At 60.9% G+C, this 20,835-nt stretch carries 20 protein-coding genes; 11 read left to right on the top strand and 9 right to left on the bottom strand.

Going from position 1 to position 20,835, the window contains the following annotated elements:
* The first annotated feature begins 106 nt into the window (after positions 1-106).
* Entirely contained in the window at positions 107-337 is a 231-nt protein-coding gene (locus ACIPL0_RS13410; RefSeq protein WP_400597129.1) for a YheU family protein, read from the top strand.
* A gap of 40 nt (positions 338-377) precedes the next feature.
* On the opposite strand, the gene csrA is transcribed toward ACIPL0_RS13410, so the two are convergent.
* The 3 genes from csrA to ACIPL0_RS13395 form a co-directional block, all read right to left on the bottom strand.
* A complete protein-coding gene (csrA, locus tag ACIPL0_RS13405; RefSeq protein WP_400597128.1) occupies positions 378-575 on the bottom strand; it encodes a carbon storage regulator CsrA in 198 nt (65 codons plus the stop codon).
* Positions 576-732: 157 nt separating this feature from the next.
* Positions 733-1,065: a YnfA family protein gene (locus ACIPL0_RS13400; protein ID WP_400597126.1), complete on the bottom strand. Its 333-nt coding sequence runs from the start codon at positions 1,063-1,065 to the stop codon at positions 733-735.
* 67 nt (positions 1,066-1,132) lie between these two features.
* Complete coding sequence (locus ACIPL0_RS13395) at positions 1,133-1,939, bottom strand: SDR family oxidoreductase (RefSeq protein ID WP_400597125.1); 807 nt, start codon at positions 1,937-1,939, stop codon at positions 1,133-1,135.
* Between the two features lie 259 nt (positions 1,940-2,198).
* On the opposite strand from ACIPL0_RS13395, the gene ACIPL0_RS13390 reads away from it, so the two are divergent.
* Positions 2,199-2,357, top strand: a complete 159-nt coding sequence (locus ACIPL0_RS13390) for a DUF3309 family protein (RefSeq protein ID WP_020290439.1) — start codon at positions 2,199-2,201, stop codon at positions 2,355-2,357.
* Between the two features lie 1,485 nt (positions 2,358-3,842).
* Here the strand turns inward: ACIPL0_RS13390 and ACIPL0_RS13385 are convergent.
* From ACIPL0_RS13385 to ACIPL0_RS13375, 3 genes are all read right to left on the bottom strand, one after another.
* Positions 3,843-5,501 carry a cation acetate symporter gene (locus ACIPL0_RS13385; RefSeq protein WP_400597124.1) on the bottom strand — a complete coding sequence of 553 codons (1,659 nt, stop codon included), beginning with the start codon at positions 5,499-5,501 and terminating at the stop codon, positions 3,843-3,845.
* On the bottom strand, positions 5,498-5,809 hold the full coding sequence (locus ACIPL0_RS13380) for a DUF485 domain-containing protein (RefSeq protein ID WP_400597123.1): 312 nt from the start codon (positions 5,807-5,809) through the stop codon (positions 5,498-5,500). Before ACIPL0_RS13380 ends, ACIPL0_RS13385 begins: the two co-directional genes overlap by 4 nt.
* Before the next feature lie 382 nt (positions 5,810-6,191).
* Positions 6,192-7,049, bottom strand: a complete 858-nt coding sequence (locus tag ACIPL0_RS13375; RefSeq protein WP_400597122.1) for a glycine betaine ABC transporter substrate-binding protein — start codon at positions 7,047-7,049, stop codon at positions 6,192-6,194.
* Positions 7,050-7,528: 479 nt separating this feature from the next.
* Between ACIPL0_RS13375 and ACIPL0_RS13370 the strand changes: the two genes are divergently transcribed.
* Positions 7,529-9,127, top strand: a complete 1,599-nt coding sequence (locus ACIPL0_RS13370) for a glycosyl hydrolase family 17 protein (protein ID WP_400597121.1) — start codon at positions 7,529-7,531, stop codon at positions 9,125-9,127.
* A gap of 940 nt (positions 9,128-10,067) precedes the next feature.
* Here the strand turns inward: ACIPL0_RS13370 and ACIPL0_RS13365 are convergent.
* Complete coding sequence (locus tag ACIPL0_RS13365) at positions 10,068-10,424, bottom strand: hypothetical protein (protein WP_400597120.1); 357 nt, start codon at positions 10,422-10,424, stop codon at positions 10,068-10,070.
* Positions 10,425-10,643: 219 nt separating this feature from the next.
* Between ACIPL0_RS13365 and ACIPL0_RS13360 the strand changes: the two genes are divergently transcribed.
* The 3 genes from ACIPL0_RS13360 (at position 10,644) to ACIPL0_RS13350 (ending at position 13,835) form a co-directional block, all read left to right on the top strand.
* On the top strand, positions 10,644-11,942 hold the full coding sequence (locus tag ACIPL0_RS13360) for a serine/threonine protein kinase (RefSeq protein ID WP_400597119.1): 1,299 nt from the start codon (positions 10,644-10,646) through the stop codon (positions 11,940-11,942).
* Positions 11,935-12,738 carry a VacJ family lipoprotein gene (locus ACIPL0_RS13355; RefSeq protein ID WP_400597117.1) on the top strand — a complete coding sequence of 268 codons (804 nt, stop codon included), beginning with the start codon at positions 11,935-11,937 and terminating at the stop codon, positions 12,736-12,738. Before ACIPL0_RS13360 ends, ACIPL0_RS13355 begins: the two co-directional genes overlap by 8 nt.
* A gap of 242 nt (positions 12,739-12,980) precedes the next feature.
* Positions 12,981-13,835 carry a pirin family protein gene (locus ACIPL0_RS13350; RefSeq protein WP_400731541.1) on the top strand — a complete coding sequence of 285 codons (855 nt, stop codon included), beginning with the start codon at positions 12,981-12,983 and terminating at the stop codon, positions 13,833-13,835.
* A gap of 214 nt (positions 13,836-14,049) precedes the next feature.
* On the opposite strand, the gene ACIPL0_RS13345 is transcribed toward ACIPL0_RS13350, so the two are convergent.
* Positions 14,050-15,288, bottom strand: a complete 1,239-nt coding sequence (locus tag ACIPL0_RS13345) for a patatin-like phospholipase family protein (protein ID WP_400597115.1) — start codon at positions 15,286-15,288, stop codon at positions 14,050-14,052.
* Positions 15,289-15,307: 19 nt separating this feature from the next.
* Entirely contained in the window at positions 15,308-16,240 is a 933-nt protein-coding gene (locus tag ACIPL0_RS13340; RefSeq protein WP_400597114.1) for a lipid A biosynthesis lauroyl acyltransferase, read from the bottom strand.
* 156 nt (positions 16,241-16,396) lie between these two features.
* On the opposite strand from ACIPL0_RS13340, the gene minC reads away from it, so the two are divergent.
* The 5 genes from minC (at position 16,397) to ACIPL0_RS13315 (ending at position 20,786) form a co-directional block, all read left to right on the top strand.
* The gene (gene minC / locus ACIPL0_RS13335; protein WP_400597112.1) at positions 16,397-17,143 is read left to right on the top strand and encodes a septum site-determining protein MinC; all 747 of its coding nucleotides are present in this window, start codon (positions 16,397-16,399) and stop codon (positions 17,141-17,143) included.
* Positions 17,144-17,432: 289 nt separating this feature from the next.
* Entirely contained in the window at positions 17,433-18,245 is an 813-nt protein-coding gene (gene minD, locus ACIPL0_RS13330) for a septum site-determining protein MinD (protein ID WP_400597111.1), read from the top strand.
* Entirely contained in the window at positions 18,245-18,499 is a 255-nt protein-coding gene (gene minE / locus ACIPL0_RS13325; protein ID WP_166593368.1) for a cell division topological specificity factor MinE, read from the top strand. The genes minD and minE overlap by 1 nt, the downstream gene beginning before the upstream one ends.
* A gap of 91 nt (positions 18,500-18,590) precedes the next feature.
* Positions 18,591-19,226 (top strand): RluA family pseudouridine synthase, encoded by a 636-nt coding sequence (locus tag ACIPL0_RS13320; protein ID WP_400597110.1) that lies wholly within the window; start codon positions 18,591-18,593, stop codon positions 19,224-19,226.
* Positions 19,227-19,496: 270 nt separating this feature from the next.
* Positions 19,497-20,786 (top strand): M18 family aminopeptidase, encoded by a 1,290-nt coding sequence (locus tag ACIPL0_RS13315; RefSeq protein ID WP_400597109.1) that lies wholly within the window; start codon positions 19,497-19,499, stop codon positions 20,784-20,786.
* Positions 20,787-20,835: the final 49 nt, after the last annotated feature.

Here is a 20,835-nt window from a genome sequence, read left to right as displayed (position 1 = left end):
GCCGCTCGCAGGACAAGCCAGCTCCTACAGGGGCTCCCCAACGTCTACACAGACAGAATCTGCTAGCATCGCCGCCCATTCCCTTTTTGCCCGCACCGAGACCGCCATGCTGATTCCCCACGACCAGCTCGAAGCCGACACCCTGACCCGTCTGATCGAGGATTTCGTGACCCGTGACGGCACCGACAACGGCGACGACACGCCGCTGGAAACCCGCGTGCTGCGGGTCCGCCATGCGCTGAGCAAGGGTCAGGCGGTGATTTTCTTCGACCTGGACAGCCAGCAGTGCCAGTTGATGCTCAAGCACGAAGTGCCGAAAGAGTATTTTGAAGACTGAGAAATGGCCGCAAGGCGGAAAGGGTCATGACAGCGTCAGTCTATGAATCTGCTGATTGCGCTGCCAGATGTTGCAACCGTTCGGTGATCCGTCGATAGACTTCCGCGCGGTGGATTTTCACGTGTTGCGGTGCATCGATGCCCAACCGGACCTGATTGCCGGCGATACCCAGAATCTGCACGGTGATGTCATCGCCGATGGAGAAGGTTTCTCCAACTTCCCTCGTCAATACCAGCATGTTCCTGCTCCTTGGTGATAACCGAGGACGCAGGGTGCCGCGCCTGCCGTAGCGCTTCAATGCACACAAGGCGAATCAGCCATGCCCTTCATGGCAATCAGATTCGTCCGGCAGACACTTCCTACAAAACCCGTAGCGGATCACAAAAACGCGCAGATCACGCCGCCGACCAGCGCGGTCCGAACAGAATGATGCTCGCCCCGATCACGCAGAACGCCACGCCGATCCAGTCCGAGTTCAGGGGCCGTACCTTTTCGATCAGACCCAGCCAGGCAATCGACGCGACGATGTAGATACCACCGTAGGCCGCGTAGGCTCGACCGGCATAGGTGGCTTCGACCCGGGTCAACAGCACGGCGAACAGGGTCAGGCTGATCAGCGCCGGAATCACCCAGAGCACGCTCTTGCCCTGGCGCAACCACATCCAGAAGGCGTAGCAACCGGCGATCTCGAACAGGGCGGCAAGAAAAAACCAGAGGTAATTGAGCACGGCGCAATCTCTTCAAGGGTGGCAAAACGATGCGCGCCACCCTAGCAGAGTTTGTACGGCGAGAGGATCAATGCCCCGCTTTGGCCCGCATCTTCACGGCCATGCTGGCCATTTCGTCGTAGATCGCCTGCGGATTCTGCTGCTTGACCTGCCAGGCCATGCGCCCCTGCTCGTGGGGCAGGATCATGAACTGGCCTTCGGCGACCTGACGGTAGATGTAGTCGGCAATGTCCTCGGCGCTGATCGGCGAGCTTTCCAGCAGCTTGCCGACCTGCGCCTTCATGGCCGGGGTCGGGCCGCGGAACGAGTCCAGCAGGTTGGTCTGGAAGAACGACGGACAGACCACATGCACGCCGACTTCCTGCTGACGCAACTCCACCAGCAGGCTCTCCGACAGCGCCACCACACCGGCCTTGGCCACGTTGTAGTTGCTCATCGCCGGGCCCTGCATCAGCGCCGCCATGGAGGCGATGTTGATGATCTTGCCCTTGCTTTGCTCCAGCAGCGGCAGGAAGGCCTTGCAGCCCTTGACCACGCCCATGAGGTTGATCGCGATCTGCCAGTCCCAGTCTTCCAGCGACAGCTCGCCGAAGAAGCCGCCGGAGGCCACACCGGCGTTGTTGACGATGATGTCGATGCCGCCGAACTTCTGCTCGCAGGCCTGGGCCAGTGCCGTCAACTGGCTGTAGTCGCGCACGTCACAGCGCTGGACGAAGCCGTCACCGCCGGCCTCGCGCACCAGGCGCAGGGTCTCCTGCAGGCCGCTGTCACTGACGTCCGACAGCGCCAGCCGCCAGCCTTCGCGCGCCCAGCGCAGTGCGATTTCGCGGCCCAGGCCTGAGCCGGCGCCCGTGATCATGATGCGGTTTTGCATAGCCAATGTCCGTTGCAGGGAAGTGGGCTCAGTGTAATCAGACAAATTGTCCGACAAGCCCTTCATCAGCTCGCTGAATATGCAGGACAAACCGCCGCACCAGCGCCCGCCTTTACCCGCAACGCCTGCCGCGCATGCAGAAAGTCCGAACCTTTTGCCAACCCCGGCAGTCGGATTTTTCAAGCGGCTCGTCTTTTTGCCAGAGGAGTTACCGGTCGAGCGACAAGCCACCACTCAAGAACACAAAAAGGTACTCGCCATGGGCATCGGCACAATCCTGATCATCATCCTCATCCTCCTGCTGGTGGGCGGTCTCCCCGTATTCCCGCACTCACGCAGCTGGGGTTACGGGCCATCCGGCATCATCGGTACGATCCTCGTGATTCTGCTGATTCTGGTCTTGCTGGGCAGGATATGACCCCTGGCAGCCAGTGAAAAAACCGCGCCTGGCGCGGTTTTTTCATGGATGACGTCCTGCTCCTGCCACATGACGCCGCCCTGTTCCGCCTCCCGCACGTTACACGGACTTTTGTAGGAGCTGGCTTGCCCTGCGACCGGCGACGCAGTCGTCGTAAAACCTGTGTATGCGGTGTGTCTGACGTATTGCCGGTCTGCTAACGCAGCCTTGTTTCGCCTGACGGCGAGTTACTTGGAAAAGCCCCAAGTAACCAAGGGCTCTTATCCCCGCCATACGGTGCCTCGCCTAGGCTCGGCATACCCGCACTCCGGCAATGCTCCGTGGGCTCGCCGCGAATGGGCCATCCATGGCCCACGCGGCTCTCGCGGCATCCATGCCGCTCGGCCCACTCCACATCGCCTGCGTTTGGCCTTCTGGAACGGGGCCCCAAGATCAAAATCAAAAGCCCCGTAGCAGTCCGGCTTGCAGGCGGTTGCAACCTCACGGACGTCACCGCCGGCAAGCCGGACTGCTACAGGCGCTTTGCCGCAATACCTGTAGGAGTGTGGCTTGCCCGCGATCGGCGACGCAGTCGTCGTAAATCCTGTGTCCTTGGCGTGTCTGATACTCCGCCGAGCCTACTAACGCAGCCTTGTTTCGCCTTCGGCACGTTACGCGCCCCCCATGTAGGAGCTGGCTTGCCCTGCGACCGGCGACGAAGTCGTCGTAAAACCGGTGCACTCGGTTTGTCTGGCCTGACGCTGTAGCTGCTAACGCAGCTTGGTTTCGCCTGACGGCGAGTTACTTGGAAAAGCCCCCCTCTCTGTTTCAAGAGCAGCCAAGGGCTTCTTACCCCGCCATACGGCACCTCGCTAATGCTCGGTGTTCCCGCACTCCGGCTTGTCCCGCGACTTGGCGCGAAGCGGCAGTCAATTCGATGAATGCGGGGGGGTCAGAAAGATCGCGTGCGCAGGTTTCACGACGACTTCGGTCGGACGCGACCCCGGCGCGCTCGCAGGGCAAGCCAGCTCCTACAGGTGCGAGGCAATTCAGACACTATTGCAGTGATTTACAAAACCCGTTCGCGGGCAAGCGCGCTCCTACAGGTAGGGGAGACCGCGCCTTAGTCCAGACACCGCAAAAAAACACGCGACAGACCAGACGCCGCAAAACGCGACTTGGGTGCAGGCCGAGCGCAGGCGGTGCGGAGTGGGTCGAGCGGCATGGATGCCGCGAGAGCGCCGCCAGGACATGGATGTCCGTTCGGCGCGGGCCCACGGAGCATCGTCGGAGCGAGGGAACCCGACGCAGTCGGGCCAAACCAGAAGCAAAGCGTTTTTGGTTACTTTTGGGTGGTCCGGCATTCCGGCGTTTGCCAAAAGTGACCCGCCGTAAGGGCGGAACCATAAGTAGCCGTTACCAAAGCAATGGATATGCACACTATCCCCAAAAACAAAAACGCCCCGACTCAATCGGGGCGTTCTCGTTCAAGCGATCTACCTCAGATCAATGCGACACCGCACCACTAGCCCCCAGGCCCGTCTGCGAACGCACGAACTGCGGATAGAACAACTCACGCTCACCTTCCGCCGCTTTCGATTTGTCAGTCACCGAGAAGAACCAGATCCCGATGAAAGCAATGATGATCGAGAAGAACGCCGGGTACTCGTACGGGAAGATCGCCTTCTCGTGATGCAGAATCTGCACCCAGATGGTCGGTCCGAGAATCATCAGAATCACTGCACTGAGCAGACCCATCCAGCCACCGATCATGGCGCCACGGGTGGTCAGGTTCTTCCAGTACATCGAGAGCAACAGCACAGGGAAGTTGCAGCTCGCCGCGATGGAGAACGCCAGGCCGACCATGAACGCGATGTTCTGACTTTCGAAGGCGATACCCAACACGATGGCGACGATGGCCAGCCCGATGGTGGTGATCTTCGACACACGGATCTCGTCTTTCTCGTTGGCCTTGCCAGCCTTGATCACGCTGGCGTAGAGGTCATGGGACACCGCCGAAGCACCGGCCAGGGTCAGACCCGCTACCACCGCGAGGATGGTCGCGAACGCCACCGCCGAAATGAAGCCCAGGAACAGGCTGCCGCCCACGGCATCGGCCAGGTGCACCGCTGCCATGTTGTTGCCGCCGATCAGCGCGCCGGCTGCATCCTTGAACGCCGGGTTGGTGCTGACCAGCAGGATCGCGCCAAAACCGATGATGAAGGTCAGGATGTAGAAGTAGCCGATGAAACCGGTGGCATACAGCACCGACTTACGGGCTTCCTTGGCATCGCTCACAGTGAAGAAGCGCATCAGGATGTGCGGCAGGCCCGCAGTACCGAACATCAGCGCCAGACCCAGCGAGAACGCCGAGATCGGGTCTTTGACCAGGCCGCCAGGGCTCATGATCGCTTCGCCTTTCGGATGCACTTTCACCGCTTCCGAGAACAGCATGTTGAAGTCGAAGTTGACGTGCTTCATCACCATCAGCGCCATGAACGAGGCACCGGACAGCAACAACACGGCCTTGATGATCTGCACCCAAGTGGTCGCCAGCATGCCGCCGAACAGCACGTACAGGGCCATCAGGATACCGACCAGCACCACCGCAACGTTGTAGTCCAGGCCGAACAGCAGTTGGATCAGCTTGCCCGCGCCGACCATCTGCGCGATCAGATAGAACGCCACCACCACCAGCGAACCGCAGGCAGACAGGGTACGGATTTCCTTCTGCTTGAGGCGGTAGGACGCCACGTCCGCGAAGGTGTATTTGCCCAGGTTGCGCAGGCGCTCGGCGATCAGGAACAGAATGATCGGCCAGCCCACCAGGAAGCCGATCGAGTAGATCAGGCCGTCGTAGCCGGAGGCGTACACCAGCGCGGAAATACCCAGGAAGGACGCGGCCGACATATAGTCACCGGCAATCGCCAGACCGTTCTGGAAACCGGTGATCTTGCCGCCGGCGGCGTAGTAGTCCGCAGCCGACTTGTTCTTTTTTGCGGCCCAGTAGGTCACGCAGAGGGTGGCGCCGACGAAGATCACGAACATGATGATCGCGGCCACGTTCAGCGGTTGTTTCTGCACCGCACCGGTCAGCGCATCGGCTGCCATGAGCGAAGGCGCAAATGCCGCCAGGCCAAGTGTTGCAAACAGGCGACGGCTCATTGTTGTGCCTCCTTCAGGATCGCGTTGTTCAGCTCATCGAACTCGCCGTTGGCACGACGTACATAGATGGCGGTCAACACGAACGCGGAAAGAATCAGTCCGACGCCGATCGGCATTCCCCAGGTGATGGATGATGTGGCGCTGAGTTTGGCGCCGAGAATCTGAGGCCCATACGCAATCAAAAGGATGAAAGCCGCATAAAGCCCAAGCATGATCGCCGAGAGAATCCAGGCGAATCGTTCCCTTTTCGAGACCAGCTCCTTGAAGCGGGGGCTGTTCTGAATCGAGAGGTAAATGCTGTCGTTCATTGTTTTTGTCCTCGCAGCACAGATTGGATGTCACGCTTCCACTTTAGACCGCTCTCGGATGCACTCCAGACGACCTTAGTATTAGAACGACATTAGCTGATGCGCGCAGGACTGCGTGTTTCAGGGATGAGAAAAAAGAGGCCGCATGTTTGGCGTAACAGACCTCTACGAAAACGCCCGCACAGACCGCTTCTGGCCGCAGGCCGTGGGAGCCGGCTTGCTGGCGAAAGCATTTATGAAGACAACATGGATGTGACTGGCCTGGCGCATTCGCCAGCAAGCCGGCTCCCACAGGTTTCGACCGGGGATCAACCAACAAAAAAACCGCCCGGCAACGTCTTGCCGGGCGGTTTCGGGTGAAGCATGAATCTTTTATGGCAAATTACTTGCCGGTCCATTCCTTGACGCGGTCCGGGTGCTTCGCTACCCAGTCCTTGGCCGCCTGTTCAGGCTTGGCACCGTCCTGGATCGCCAGCATCACTTCGCCGATCTCGTCCTTGCTCGACCACTGGAATTTCTTCAGGAAGTCGGCCACGTCCGGAGCTTTCTTCGCGAGGTCCAGGCTGCCGATGTTGTCCACGGTTTCAGCCGCGCCGTACACGCCCTTCGGATCTTCGAGGAACTTCAGTTTCCACTTGGCGAACATCCAGTGCGGCACCCAGCCGGTCACGGCAATGGATTCCTTCTTGTTCTCGGCGCGAGTCAGCTCGGCGATCATGCCGGCACCGGAACTGGCCTGCAGTTTGTAGCCATCCAGACCGTAGTCCTTGATGGCTTGGTCGGTCTTGATCATCACGCCTGAACCGGCGTCGATGCCGACGATTTTCTTCTTGAAGGACTCATCGGTCTTGAGGTCGGCGACCGAGTTGGCTTTCACATATTCCGGCACGATCAGGCCGATTTTCGCGTCCTTGAAATTCGGACCGTAGTCGGTGACCTTGTCCTTGTTCTTGGCCCAGTATTCACCGTGGGTCACAGGCAGCCAGGCGGACAGCATCATGTCCAGTTTGCCGGTTGCCACGCCCTGCCACATGATCCCGGCCGCGACGGCCTGCAGTTTCACGGGATAGCCCAGCTTCTGCTGAATGACTTCGGCGGCGACGTTGGTGGTCGCGACACTGTCGGACCAGCCATCCACATAACCGATGCTCAGCTCCGGTTTGGTGTCGGCAAGGGCCAGCGTGGAACTGATGGCAAGCGCCAGAGCGGCACCCGCACCCAGGATTTTTCGCATCTTCATCTTTACTTCCCCGGTAGTCCTGAACCCGACGATGTGCCGGGTATCGTTAACGTTTTTATAAGACCGGACGCTGCGCCCACATTTGGCGCACCTCCCGACTTTCACGCTTAAACCACTTGCCTGCGCAGCTGCACTCGCTGCGTTGACGAACCGATCATCAACCCCCACCGACCTTGTGCCTTTCCTGCGTACGACACTCAGGCATCGGGAAACGACATCACTGGGCCATCAACGACACAGGGGTCGTAAAACGCAGCACAGTCCGTCCGGAAATTGCATGCTTGAAAGGCAGTTGCGAGCTGCAAGCCTCAAGCAGCAAGAAAAAGCGGGGAGCATGCGCCTCGTCTTGCCGCTTGCCGCTTGCCACTTGCCACTTGCCACTTGCCACTTGCCACTTGCCACTTGCCACTTGCCACTTGGGGCTTGAGGCTGTTTTTCGAATGCTAATATGCCGGTCCCTGCCCCGTTTCGGCCCGATCATGCCCGTCACTTCCCGTTCGCCTGTCGTCCTTTACCTGTTCTCCTGTCTGATTGCGCTATGCGCCCTGTCCGGTTATTGGTACTGGCTGGGCAAGCCCGTTGTCCTGCCCGATGCCGCGACGCCGACGCACAAGCTGCAATGCGCCTCGTACACACCGTTCGACAAGGATCAGTCGCCGTTCGATCAGCCGTTCAAGCTGCGCCCTGAACGGATGGACGCCGACCTCGCCCTGCTGGCGACTCGCTTCCAGTGCATCCGCACCTATTCCATGACCGGTCTGGAAGCGATCCCGGCGCTGGCGCGCAAACATGGCCTGAAAGTGATGCTGGGGGCCTGGGTCAATGCCAACCCGCAAGACACCGCCAAGGAGATCGACGCGCTGATCGCCTCGGCCAATGCCAACGCCGACGTTGTCACCGCTGTGATCGTCGGTAACGAGGCGCTGTTACGCAAGGAAGTCACCGGGCCACAACTGGCGAAACTGATCGGTCAGGTCAAGGCACGCGTGAAACAGCCGGTGACCTACGCCGATGTCTGGGAATACTGGCTGCAATACCCGCAGATCGCCCCCGCCGTGGACTTCCTGACCATTCATTTGCTGCCTTATTGGGAGGACGATCCCAAGAGCATCGATGACGCCCTGGATCATGTCGCGCAAATCCACCAGTCGTTCGCCAGCAAGTTCGCGCCCAAGGACATCCTGATCGGCGAAACCGGCTGGCCCAGCGAAGGCCGTCAGCGGGAAACCGCCCTGCCCAGCCGGGTCAATGAAGCGAAGTTCATCCGCACCTTCGTCAGCATGGCCGAGCACCATGGCTGGCGTTACAACCTGATCGAAGCCTTCGACCAGCCGTGGAAGCGCGAGGCCGAGGGCGCGGTGGGCGGTTACTGGGGACTGTTCGACGCCGACCGTCAGGACAAGGGCGTGCTGGCCGGCCCGGTGTCAAACCTGCCGCAATGGTCATTCTGGCTGGCGGCCAGTGCGGTGTTGAGCCTGCTGACTCTGGCGCTGGCCGGCCCTGTGACCCGGCCGCGTAATGCGCTGGTCCTGCCGCTGCTGGCGGTGTTTGCGGCCTGCTGCATCGGCACTTGGGCGGAACTGGCGCAGGTCACCAGCCGTTTTGCCGGCGAATACGCCTGGGCCGTCGCGCTGATCGGCTTGAATCTGCTGATCCTCGCCCATGCCGCGCTGAGCCTGTCGGCACGTCAGGGCTGGCGCGGGCGTGCATTCGCCTGGTTCGAGCAGCGTGCCGGATGGTGGCTGTGCGCAGCAGGCTTCGCGGCGGCCGTGATGATGCTGACGATGGTGTTCGACCCGCGTTACCGCAGTTTCCCCACCGCCACCCTGTGGCTGCCAGCGCTGTTCTATCTGTTGCGACCGGTTGCAGCGCCACGCCGGGAAATCGCCCTGCTGGCGTTCATCGTCGGGGGCGGCATCGTCCCGCAACTGTATCGCGAAGGGCTGAGCAACCCGCAGGCCCTGAGCTGGGCGGCGGTCAGCCTGCTGATGACCCTCGCGCTGTGGCGCAGCCTGCGGGTGTGCACTGCGCCGACCGCTCAAGCTCAAGGTTTCAAGGGGCAATCCGCCACCGTGTAACCGACTGTGCGCCGCTCCGGATACATTGTGTTACCGCTTGCCGACTCCGACCCCGGCAAGCGGGTAACACGGAAACAGAAATCGCCAGTTCGGCGTGCAGGGAAAAATCCAAAAAATCATAAGCTATTGATTTATAACGATTTTAAAAAGTTGGCACGGCACCTGCTATATCTCTGGCATAACAAGAACAAAAAGTGAAAACCCAATAAAAATAAGATGAATCGGCTCTGACATAACAAGAACAACGGCACAGAGACGCAGCCAACTGATTTTTTTGGAGTAGATGTGCTTTACGGAGGCCCCGGCCTCACAGTCCGACAGAGAACAATAAAACTGCCCCGAGGCAGCGTCCCGAACGGATTGGAACCTTCAGGTTCAAGGCAGATCAGCGCTCAAAAAAATACGTTTGCTCTTGTATCCCGGATGGGGATCACTGAAGAACGCTGTAGAGGGACCGGTTGCCAAAAACAACAACAGACCGCCCTACAACAATAAAAAAGAGCACGTGCAACGATTTAAAGGGGAGCCTCGGCTCCCCTTTATGCTGTCTGGGGTTTACGGACGCATCTCCTGTAGGCGCTGGCTTGCCCTGCGACCGGCGGGGAACCCTTCGTAAAACCTGCATCCCGGCTCGATCTGGCACACCGCAGCCACAGGATTTACTGCCGCTTCGCGCCAGCTCGCGGGACAAGCCACGCTCCTACGCCTTCGGCAGAATCAAAAGCATCGCGCCCGCCACCTATCTGTAGGAGCTGGCTTGCCCTGCGACCGGCTGCGCAGCAGTCGTAAATCCGGTAAACGCGGTGTATCAGGAGAACCGCGTATGCAGGATTTACGACGACTCCGTCGCCGCTCGCAGGGCAAGCCAGCTCCTACAGATAAGCCGTCAGCTCCTACAGGTGAGCTCATGCCAGACCAGATGAATTAGTGCCAGGTGCAGTCACCGCCGCACCAGCCGCAACCCTGCAATCACCACCGCAAACACCGCCAGGCTCGCCGAGTACAGCACCAGCGACAGTACGCCCAGTGCCAGGCCGATTGCCGCCAGCCAGCGCCCTGCCCTGTGCCGCACAAGGAATCCCGCCAGCGACGCCACCAGCGCGCCCCAGCCGAACACACCGAAGTGAATCAACAGTCCCAGGTTCGAGCGCACCTGGCATTGCCATTTAGATGCCTCGTCGGCGCACAACCCGACCCATTGCACATCCTCCATCAGCCCATAGCGCAGGCCATAGGCAGCGGCCAACCAGACAGCCAAAGCGACGAACGACACAAGCAGCGGCAGATGACGCGACACAGAGCACTCCAGATCAAGCGGAAACGGCGCCCAGCATAGCCGCGGGCGCAGGAAAAAAGCACAGGCAGACACGCCATGCCGATCAGAACGTGTATTGTCGATCCGGTTTCATGCGCAGGGTTCATCCGTAGACTCGCTTGCGGTTACGGCACTTTGGCACTACACCCGTGTCTTAGCCTGCGGTAACTCAACAGCACTTCATTCCCAAGGGATTCAGTCATGCTTGGTTTTCTACGCCTCGCCGCCCTTTCTGGCGGCCTGTTCTTGAGTGCGTCCGTGATGGCGGTCGATGTCGACCCGTCCAGCTATGGCTTCCCCCTGACCAATCCGTTCGAAGCGACCATCGCCACGACCCCACCGGATTTGCGTGCCAAGGTGCCGGAAGACGCCGACATCGATCAGGACGATTACAGCCTGACCCTGCGCCCCGAGCGTGAATTCACCCTGCCGGACAACTTCTGGGCAGTGAAAAAACTGCGCTACCGGCTGGCGAAGCAGGATCATCCGGCACCGTTGATTTTCCTCATTGCCGGCACCGGCGCGCCGTACAACAGCACGCTCAATGAATACCTCAAGCGCCTGTACTACGGAGCCGGTTACAACGTCGTACAGCTGTCGTCGCCTACCAGCTACGACTTCATGAGCGCCGCCTCGCGTTTCGCCACCCCCGGCGTGACCAAGGAAGACGCCGAAGATTTGTACCGGGTGATGCAGGCCGTACGCGCCCAGCAGGACAAACTGCAAGTCACCGAGTATTACCTCAGCGGTTACAGCCTCGGCGCGCTGGACGCGGCCTTCGTCAGCAAGCTGGACGAAACCCGGCGCAGCTTCAATTTCAAGAAAGTGCTGCTGGTCAACCCGCCGGTGAACCTCTACACCTCGATCACCAACCTCGACAAGCTGGTGCAGACCGAGGTCAAGGGCATCACCAACAGCACCACGTTCTATGAACTGGTGCTGCAAAAGCTGACGCGCTACTTCCGCGAAAAAGGCTACATCGACCTGAATGACGCGCTGCTCTACGACTTCCAGCAGTCCAAGCAGCACCTGTCCAACGAACAGATGGCGATGCTGATCGGCACCTCGTTCCGCTTCTCGGCGGCCGACATCGCCTTCACCTCGGACCTGATCAACCGCCGCGGCCTGATCACGCCGCCGAAGACGCCGATCACCGAAGGCACCAGCCTGACGCCGTTTCTCAAGCGTGCCCTGCAGTGCGATTTCGACTGTTACGTGACCGAGCAGGTGATCCCGATGTGGCGGGCGCGTACCGACGGCGGCAGCCTGCTGCAACTGGTCGATCAGGTCAGCCTGTACGCATTGAAGGATTACCTGGCCAGCAGCAAGAAAATCGCCGTGATGCACAACGCCGACGACGTGATCCTCGGCCCCGGCGACCTGGGTTTCCTGCGCAAGACCTTCGGCGATCGCCTGACCGTTTATCCGTACGGCGGTCACTGCGGCAACATGAACTACCGCGTCAACAGCGACGCCATGCTGGAGTTTTTCCGTGGCTAAACGTCTATTGCTCACTGCGGCCCTGCTCTGCGCAGGCGCTGTTCATGCGGCCGAACAGCCGATCGTTTCCAAGGCGGCGCCGGTCCAGCGGGTCGAAAGCTCCGATGGTTTCACCGAGCCGCTGAAGTCGCTCAAGTTCAACCCCGGCCTGGACCAGCGCGAGTTCGAGCGGGCGACCCTCAACGCCCTGAACGTCTACGACCCGCTGGAGTCGTGGAACCGTCGGGTCTACCACTTCAACTACCGCTTTGACGAGTGGGTGTTCCTGCCGGTGGTCAACGGCTACAAATACATCACCCCCAGCTTCTTGCGCACCGGCGTGAGCAACTTTTTCAGCAACCTGGGCGACGTGCCCAACCTGCTCAACAGCCTGCTGCAACTCAAGGGCAAGCGCTCGATGGAAACCACCGGCCGCCTGCTGATCAACACCACGCTGGGCATCGCCGGCCTGTGGGACCCGGCGACCAAGATGGGCCTGCCGAAGCAGAGCGAAGACTTCGGCCAGACCTTGGGCTTCTACGGCGTGCCGGCCGGTCCGTACTTTGTCCTGCCGATCCTCGGCCCGTCGAACTTCCGCGACACCGGCGGCCTGGTCTTCGACTTCGCTGCGGAATCGCAGATCAACTTCCTCAACGTCTCCCAGGTCAGCGAGGACCACCCGGAGCTGTACCTGCTGCGCGCCATCGACAAGCGCTATACCACCAGTTTCCGTTACGGGCAGATGGACTCGCCGTTCGAGTATGAGAAGGTGCGTTACGTGTATACCGAGGCGCGCAAGTTGCAGATCTCCGAGTGACCGGCGCATAACCACTGTAGGAGCGAGCTTGCTCGCGATTGCGGATATCAGCCGACATCAACATGTCAGGACCGCCGCCATCGCGAGCAAGCTCACTCCTACAAGGTGTTCGGCATAAACACACATGACGCCTGCAAAAATATCTAAAAATCCGATTAATCCCCCACAAAAATACCACCCATCTATCGCCTCAACCCCTCTACCATAGGCGCCATTCCTACCTGTTTTCCGGAGTGTGCCCGATGACTCAATTTCGCAAAGTGCTGTCCATGCAGAGCGGCCAGCCGACCTCTGACGGCGCGGGCGTCAAGCTGACCCGCGTGTTCGGCGGGCCGGGGGTCGAGGTGTTCGATCCGTTCCTGATGCTCGACGAGTTCGGTTCGGAAAAGGCCGACGACTACATCGCCGGCTTCCCGCCGCACCCGCATCGTGGTTTCGAGACTGTGACTTACATGCTCGAAGGCCGCATGCGCCATGAAGACCATATGGGTAACGTCGGCCTGCTCCAGGGCGGCGGTGTGCAGTGGATGACCGCTGCCCGCGGTGTGATTCACAGCGAAATGCCGGAGCAGGAAGAAGGCGCCATGCGCGGCTTCCAACTGTGGCTGAACCTGCCAGGCAAATCGAAGATGGGGCCGGCCGGTTATGACGACATCCAGCCTGAGCGCATCCCCCGCGTGACCACCGCCAATGGCGTCGAAGTGATCGTGATCGCCGGCCAGTTCGACGACGGTCAGTTGCAACAGGCAGGCGTGGTGCAGCGCCCCGACACCGAGCCGCAGTATTTCGACTTCCACATGCCGGCCGGTTCGACCATCAGCCCGAAGGTTCCGGAAGGCCACCGTGTGCTGTTGTATGTGTACGAAGGTGAAGTGGAAATTGCCGGGCAACCGCAGAAACTCGGCAAGAGCCGTCTGGCGCGGCTGTCGGAAAACGGCGAACTGCAACTGAGCGCGTCGACCGGTTCCAAGGTTTTGCTGATCGCCGGCAAACCGCTGGGCGAGCCGATCGTGCAATACGGCCCGTTCGTGATGAACACCCGCGAAGAGATCGAACAGGCGCTGCGTGATTTTCGTGATGACAAGTTGACTGCTTGATCAATGCATTCTGCGCGTAGGGCGTAGGAGCCGGCTTGCTGGCGAATGCGTCGTCGAAGCCGCTGACGCCGGCAAGCCAGGCAAATGACCGTGTGGGAGGGAGCTCTGCTCGCGATGGCGTCAGACCGGACAACACTGCGTCGACTGATGTGCCCTCATCGCGAGCAGAGCTCCCTCCCACAGGATTTGCGTCGTTCAACGGATATCGCCCGCGTCAAACCACCTGCAAAAACCGCTTCAGCTCTTCCTGCTGGGCCATCGCATCGCGGCGGCCCAGTTCGATCAGCTCGCTGCAATACCCCGACTCGAACAGCAGATAGCTCAGCACCCCGGCGCCGCTGGTCTTGGTCGCGCCCGGGCCACGCAGAAAGGTGCGCAGCGCCGGTGGCAACTCGCGACGGTGGCGGGCAGCGATTTCGTCGATGGGCTGGCTGGGCGAGATCACCAGGACGTCCACCGGCGCCAGTGACTGCGCTGGCGTCGGCTGTTCGGACACCTGTGGCGAAGGCGCATGCCCGGCGGGCGGCAGCAGCCGGCTCAGCAGATTCAGCCGCTCCAGCAACTCGATATCGCTCTCCAGGCTGTCAATGAAGGTGCTGTTGAGCATGTGCCCGCCGATCTGCGCGAGGCTCGGCTGCATGCCGCTCATGTTGCGTTGCACCACAGTATTGGCGCCCAGGCCACGGGGGTTGCCGCTGACCCCGACCACCAGCACCCGATTGGCGCCCAGATGCAGCGCCGGGCTGATCGGCGCCGACTGCCGCACCGCGCCATCACCGAAGTACTCATGTTCCAGTCGCACCGGCGCAAACAGCAGCGGAATCGCCGAACTGGCCAACAGATGATCCACCGTCAGCCGGGTCGGCACGCCGATCCGCCGATGGCGCAACCACGATTCGATGGTGCCGCGCCCCTGATAAAAGGTCACCGCCTGCCCCGACTCGTAACCGAACGCGGTGACCGCCACAGCGCGCAGGTGCCTGGCCTCGATGGCCGTTTCGATATCAGAAAAATTCAGCCGCTCGCCGAGCAGGTCGCGCAACGGCGAGCTGTTGAGCAGCGCCACCGGCACGTCCTTGCCACCGATGCCGAGCAGGCTGCGGCCAAAGAATCGCGTGGCCTGGCGAATCACCCCCGGCCAATCGCTGCGCAGCACCTGATGGCTACGAAAGCTCTGCCAGAAGTCGGTCAGTTCGTGGATGGCAGTACGAAACTGCGCGGCACCGCTCGCCAGTTTCACCGCATTGATGGCGCCGGCCGAGGTGCCAACGATCACCGGAAAAGGATTGCTGGCGCCGACCGGCAACAGATCGGCGATGCCGGCCAGCACGCCGACCTGATAGGCAGCGCGAGCGCCGCCACCGGAGAGAATCAGCCCGGTGACCGGCTCGGTGCCGGCCAGGGCCGTTGAAGCGCTGTTGACGGTTTGTTGTTCTGGCGCGCTTGTACTCATGAAACCTCAGCTTTTGATGTCAGCCACGCTTTTTGTAGAGCTTGGGTTCGCCCGGCGGACGACTCTTGAAGCGCCGGTGCGCCCACAGGTACTGCTCCGGGCAGTCGGTCACGGCGCGCTCGACCCACTGGTTGATGCGCAGACAGTCCGCTTCATCGCTCTCGCCGGGGAAATTGTCCAGCGGCGGATGAATCACCAGCCGGTAACCGCTGCCATCGGCCAGGCGTTCCTGGGTGAACGGCACCACCAGTGCGTGGCCGAGCTTGGCGAACTTGCTGGTAGCCGTCACGGTGGCGGCCTGAATGCCGAACAGCGGCACGAAGATGCTCTGCTTGGCGCCGTAGTCCTGATCAGGCGCGTACCAGATGGCGCGGCCCTTGCGCAGCTGCTTGAGCATGCCGCGCACGTCCTCGCGCTCGACGGCGATGGAGTCCAGGTTGTGGCGCTCGCGACCGCGACGCTGAACGAAGTCGAACAGCGCGTTCTTGTGTTCGCGGTACATGCCGTCGATGGTGTGCCGCTGGCCGAGCAGCGCCGCGCCGATCTCAAGGGTGGTGAAGTGCAGCGCCATGAGAATCACGCCCTGCCCTTCGGCATGGGCTTTCTGCAGATGTTCTAGGCCTTCGATGTGCGCCAGCTTCGCCAGCCGCGCCTGGGGCCACCACCAGCTCATGGCCATTTCGAAGAAGGCGACGCCGGTGGAGGCGAAGTTTTCCTTGAGCAGGCGTTTACGCTCGGCCGCCGAATACTGCGGGAAGCACAGTTCCAGATTGCGCGACGCGATGATCCGGCGGTCGGTGGCGAACGAATACATGATCAGGCCCAACGCGCGGCCGATGGCCACCAGCAGGCGAAACGGCAACTGCACCACCAGCCAGAGCACGCCCAGCCCCAGCCAGAGCGGCCAGAAGCGCGGATGAAGAAAACAAGCTCGAAAACGCGGGCGATCCATTACAGCTTCCGTCAGGGCAAAGGCGGGCATTCTACATCGGTTCGGCAAGATCCGTGGCCTCTCGTCGCCAGCGCAGGCAGTGCGCCTCCCTTGCGGCTGGCGGGCGTTCTCGTTATAAGTCTCGACACTTTTAGCGACAAGCCGCTGTATGCCGACATGAGCCAAATCGAAAGACAAGAGCAGGATCCGGTGTTCCAGTTGAAGGGCAGCATGCTGGCCATCACCGTGCTGGAGCTGGCACGCAACAACCTCGAAGCGCTGGATCGTCAACTGGCGGCCAAGGTTGCCCAGGCGCCGAACTTCTTCAGCAACACCCCACTGGTGCTGGCGCTGGACAAGCTGCCGGCCAACGAAGGCGCCGTCGATCTGCCGGCGATGATGCGTGTCTGCCGTCAGCACGGCCTGCGCACCCTGGCGATTCGCGCCAACCGTATCGAAGACATCGCCGCCGCCATCGCCATCGACTTGCCAGTACTGCCACCGTCCGGTGCGCGGGAGCGGCCACTCGATCCGACGGAAGGCGAGGTGAAGAAAAAGCCCGAAGTGGTGGAAAAACCGCCGGAGCCTTTGATCAAGCCGACCAAGATAATCACGGCTCCGGTGCGTGGCGGACAGCAGATTTACGCCCAGGGTTCGGACCTGGTGGTGGTCTCGTCGGTCAGCCCGGGTGCGGAACTTCTGGCCGATGGCAACATCCATGTGTACGGGCCCATGAGGGGCCGAGCGCTGGCAGGGATCAAGGGCGATACCAAAGCCCGCATTTTCTGCCAGCAGATGGTTGCAGAGCTCGTGTCCATCGCCGGGCAGTACAAGGTTTCCGAAGACTTGCGCAGAGATCCTCTGTGGGGTGCCGGGGTACAGGTCAGCCTGTCCGGCGACGTGTTGAACATCACCCGTCTTTAACGGATACTGCGCCATTTTCAAAGCAACGCTGATTCGTCGTGAAATCGATGCAAAGGACGTTGGATTGTCGAGGAAACTGCGGTTTTCTCGATCAGGGATCCCTTCACGGATTCAACGTTTCCATCTTTGCTCGTCCATCGCGATAATCGGCGAGGCTCTTTCAAGTACCGGGATCGGTATGAACAGTCGGCAAGGGAATGTCAGCGAGCCTGTCTTTTTGCAGCATGACCGCGCGCATCCACTGTTCCATCCGGCCCTGGCCGTCCTTTTCCTCTAGGGGTGATACACCTTGGCCAAGATTCTCGTGGTTACATCCGGCAAGGGTGGTGTGGGCAAGACCACCACCAGCGCCGCTATCGGTACCGGTCTCGCGCTGCGCGGCCACAAAACAGTTATCGTCGACTTCGACGTCGGTCTGCGTAACCTCGACCTGATCATGGGCTGCGAGCGCCGCGTGGTGTATGACTTCGTCAACGTCGTCAACGGCGAAGCCAACCTGCAACAGGCTCTGATCAAGGACAAGAAGATCGAGAACCTGTACGTGCTGGCCGCCAGCCAGACCCGCGACAAGGACGCACTGACCCAGGAAGGCGTCGAAAAAGTCCTGATGGAACTGAAGAAGTCCTTCGAATACATCGTCTGCGACTCGCCGGCCGGTATCGAGAAAGGCGCGCACCTGGCGATGTACTTCGCCGACGAAGCCATCGTCGTGACCAACCCTGAAGTCTCCTCGGTGCGTGACTCCGACCGCATGCTGGGCCTGCTGGCGAGCAAATCCCGCCGCGCCGAAAACGGCGAAGACCCGATCAAGGAACACCTGCTGATCACCCGCTACCATCCGGAGCGCGTGAGCAAGGGCGAAATGCTGGGCGTTGAAGACGTCAAGGAAATTCTGGCCGTGACCCTGCTGGGCGTCATTCCGGAATCCCAGGCCGTACTCAAGGCTTCCAACCAGGGCGTGCCGGTCATCCTCGATGACCAGAGCGATGCCGGCCAGGCCTACAGCGACACCGTAGACCGCCTGCTGGGCAAAGATCGCGAGCACCGCTTCCTGGACGTACAGAAAAAAGGATTTTTCGAACGCCTGTTCGGGGGTAATTAATGAACATTTTTGACTTCTTTCGTGCCAACAAAAAGCCAAGTACCGCGTCGGTTGCGAAAGAGCGTCTACAGATCATCGTGGCGCACGAACGCGGCCAACGCAGTACCCCGGATTACCTGCCTGCCCTGCAGAAGGAACTGGTCGAAGTGATCCGTAAATACGTCCAGATCGAGGACGATAAAGTACAGGTTGCCCTGGATAACGAAGGCAGCTATTCGATTCTGGAACTCAACATCACCCTGCCCGATCGTTGATCCGGCGGTTGCCTGCGGCGGCATGAACGTCACCTGGAAACAGGCTGACGGGCATGCCGCCGTTGGTGTTTCTAGCGCTTTGAGGCCGTACATGCCGCTGTCAAACATTCGCATCATTCATCAGGACGACGCTGTTCTGGTGATCGACAAACCCACCCTGCTGCTGTCCGTGCCCGGTCGTGCCGACGACAACAAGGACTGCCTGATCACCCGCCTCCAGGAAAACGGCTTCCCCGAGGCGCTGATCGTTCACCGTCTGGACTGGGAAACTTCCGGCATCATCCTGCTGGCCCGCGACCCCGATACCCATCGCGAACTGTCCCGGCAGTTTCACGACCGCGAAACCGAAAAGGCCTACACCGCATTGGCCTGGGGTCAGCCGACGCTGGACAGCGGCAGCGTCGACCTGCCACTGCGCTATGACCCACCGACCAAGCCGCGTCATGTGGTCGATCACGAATTCGGCAAGCATGCGCTGACCTTCTGGAAAGTGGTCGAGCGTTACGACACCCATTGCCGCGTCGAACTGACGCCGATCACCGGGCGTTCGCACCAGTTGCGCGTACACATGCTGTCGATCGGACATCCGTTGCTGGGTGATCGCCTGTACGCCCACCCCGAAGCCCTCGCCGCCCACGAACGGCTGTGCCTGCACGCCAGCATGCTGACCTTCACCCACCCGGTGACGAAAGAGCGCATGCGCTTCGAGTGCCCTGCGCCGTTTTGAGGGTTGGCTTTAGATCGTTACTCTGATGCCCTTCGGGCCTGATCGCGAGCAAGCTCACTCCTACATTTTTTGCAACGTGCCCCATTCTGATGAACCGAGTTTGTAGCCTTGGTGCCGAGCTTTTAAGGCTAAGAGCTCGGTCTGTCAGGCCATGGTACGTTTAAGCAAATGTAGGAGTGAGCTTGCTCGCGATCAGGCCCGACGGGCATCAAAGTAGCGGTCCGCCCGAATTGGCCTGTAAACTCGCGCCATTGCTGTCTGGAGTAACTTATGCGCGAAGAGTTGAACCAAGGCCTGATCGATTTCCTCAAGGCCTCTCCCACCCCGTTTCATGCCACCGCCAGTCTGGTGCAACGTCTGGAAGGCGCGGGTTATCAGCGTCTCGACGAGCGCGAGCCGTGGCACACCGAAGCCGGTGGCCGCTATTACGTCACCCGTAACGACTCCTCCGTGGTCGCTTTCAAGCTGGGTCGTCTGTCGCCGCTGATCGGCGGCATCCGTCTGGTCGGCGCCCACACCGACAGCCCGTGCCTGCGGGTCAAGCCGCAACCCGAGCTGCAACGCCAGGGCTTCTGGCAACTGGGCGTTGAAGTCTACGGCGGCGCCCTGCTCGCGCCGTGGTTCGACCGCGACCTGTCGCTGGCCGGCCGCGTGACCTTCCGCCGTGATGGCAAGGTCGAAAGCCAGCTGATCGACTTCAAACAGCCAATCGCGATCATCCCGAACCTGGCGATCCACCTGAACCGCACCGCCAACGAAGGCTGGCCGATCAACCCGCAGAACGAACTGCCACCGATCCTGGCTCAGGTCGCCGGTGACGAGCGCGCCGATTTCCGCGCCCTGCTCACCGACCAACTGGCCCGCGAACACGGCCTGAACGCCGATGTGGTGCTGGATTACGAGCTGAGTTTCTACGACACCCAGAGCGCGGCAGTCATTGGCCTGAACGGTGACTTCATCGCCGGTGCGCGACTGGACAACCTGCTGTCGTGCTTCGCCGGCCTGCAGGCCCTGCTCAATGCTGACGGTGACGAAACCTGCCTGCTGGTCTGCACCGACCACGAAGAAGTCGGTTCGACCTCGGCTTGCGGCGCCGACGGCCCGATGCTGGAGCAAGTGCTGCAACGTCTGCTGCCGGAAGGCGACGACTACGTGCGCACCGTGCAGAAATCGCTGCTGATCTCTGCCGACAACGCCCACGGCGTACACCCGAACTACGCCGACAAGCACGACGGCAACCATGGCCCGAAACTCAACGCGGGTCCGGTGATCAAGGTCAACAACAACCAGCGCTACGCCACCAACAGCGAAACCGCCGGGTTCTTCCGCCATCTGTGCATGGCCGAAGAAGTGCCGGTGCAGAGCTTCGTGGTGCGCAGCGACATGGCCTGCGGTTCGACCATCGGCCCGATCACCGCCGGCCACCTGGGCGTGCGCACGGTGGACATCGGCCTGCCGACCTTCGCCATGCACTCGATCCGCGAACTGGCCGGCAGCCAGGACCTGGCGCATCTGGTCAAGGTGCTGACGGCGTTCTACGCCAGCGCCGAGTTGCCGTAAGACAGCAAGCTACATCCCTGTAGCCGTCCGGCTTGCCGGCGGTGGCGTC

This window comes from Pseudomonas sp. NPDC090208 (assembly GCF_044746785.1).
Taxonomy (GTDB): domain Bacteria; phylum Pseudomonadota; class Gammaproteobacteria; order Pseudomonadales; family Pseudomonadaceae; genus Aquipseudomonas.
This window is presented reverse-complemented; position numbering and strand designations above follow the sequence as displayed.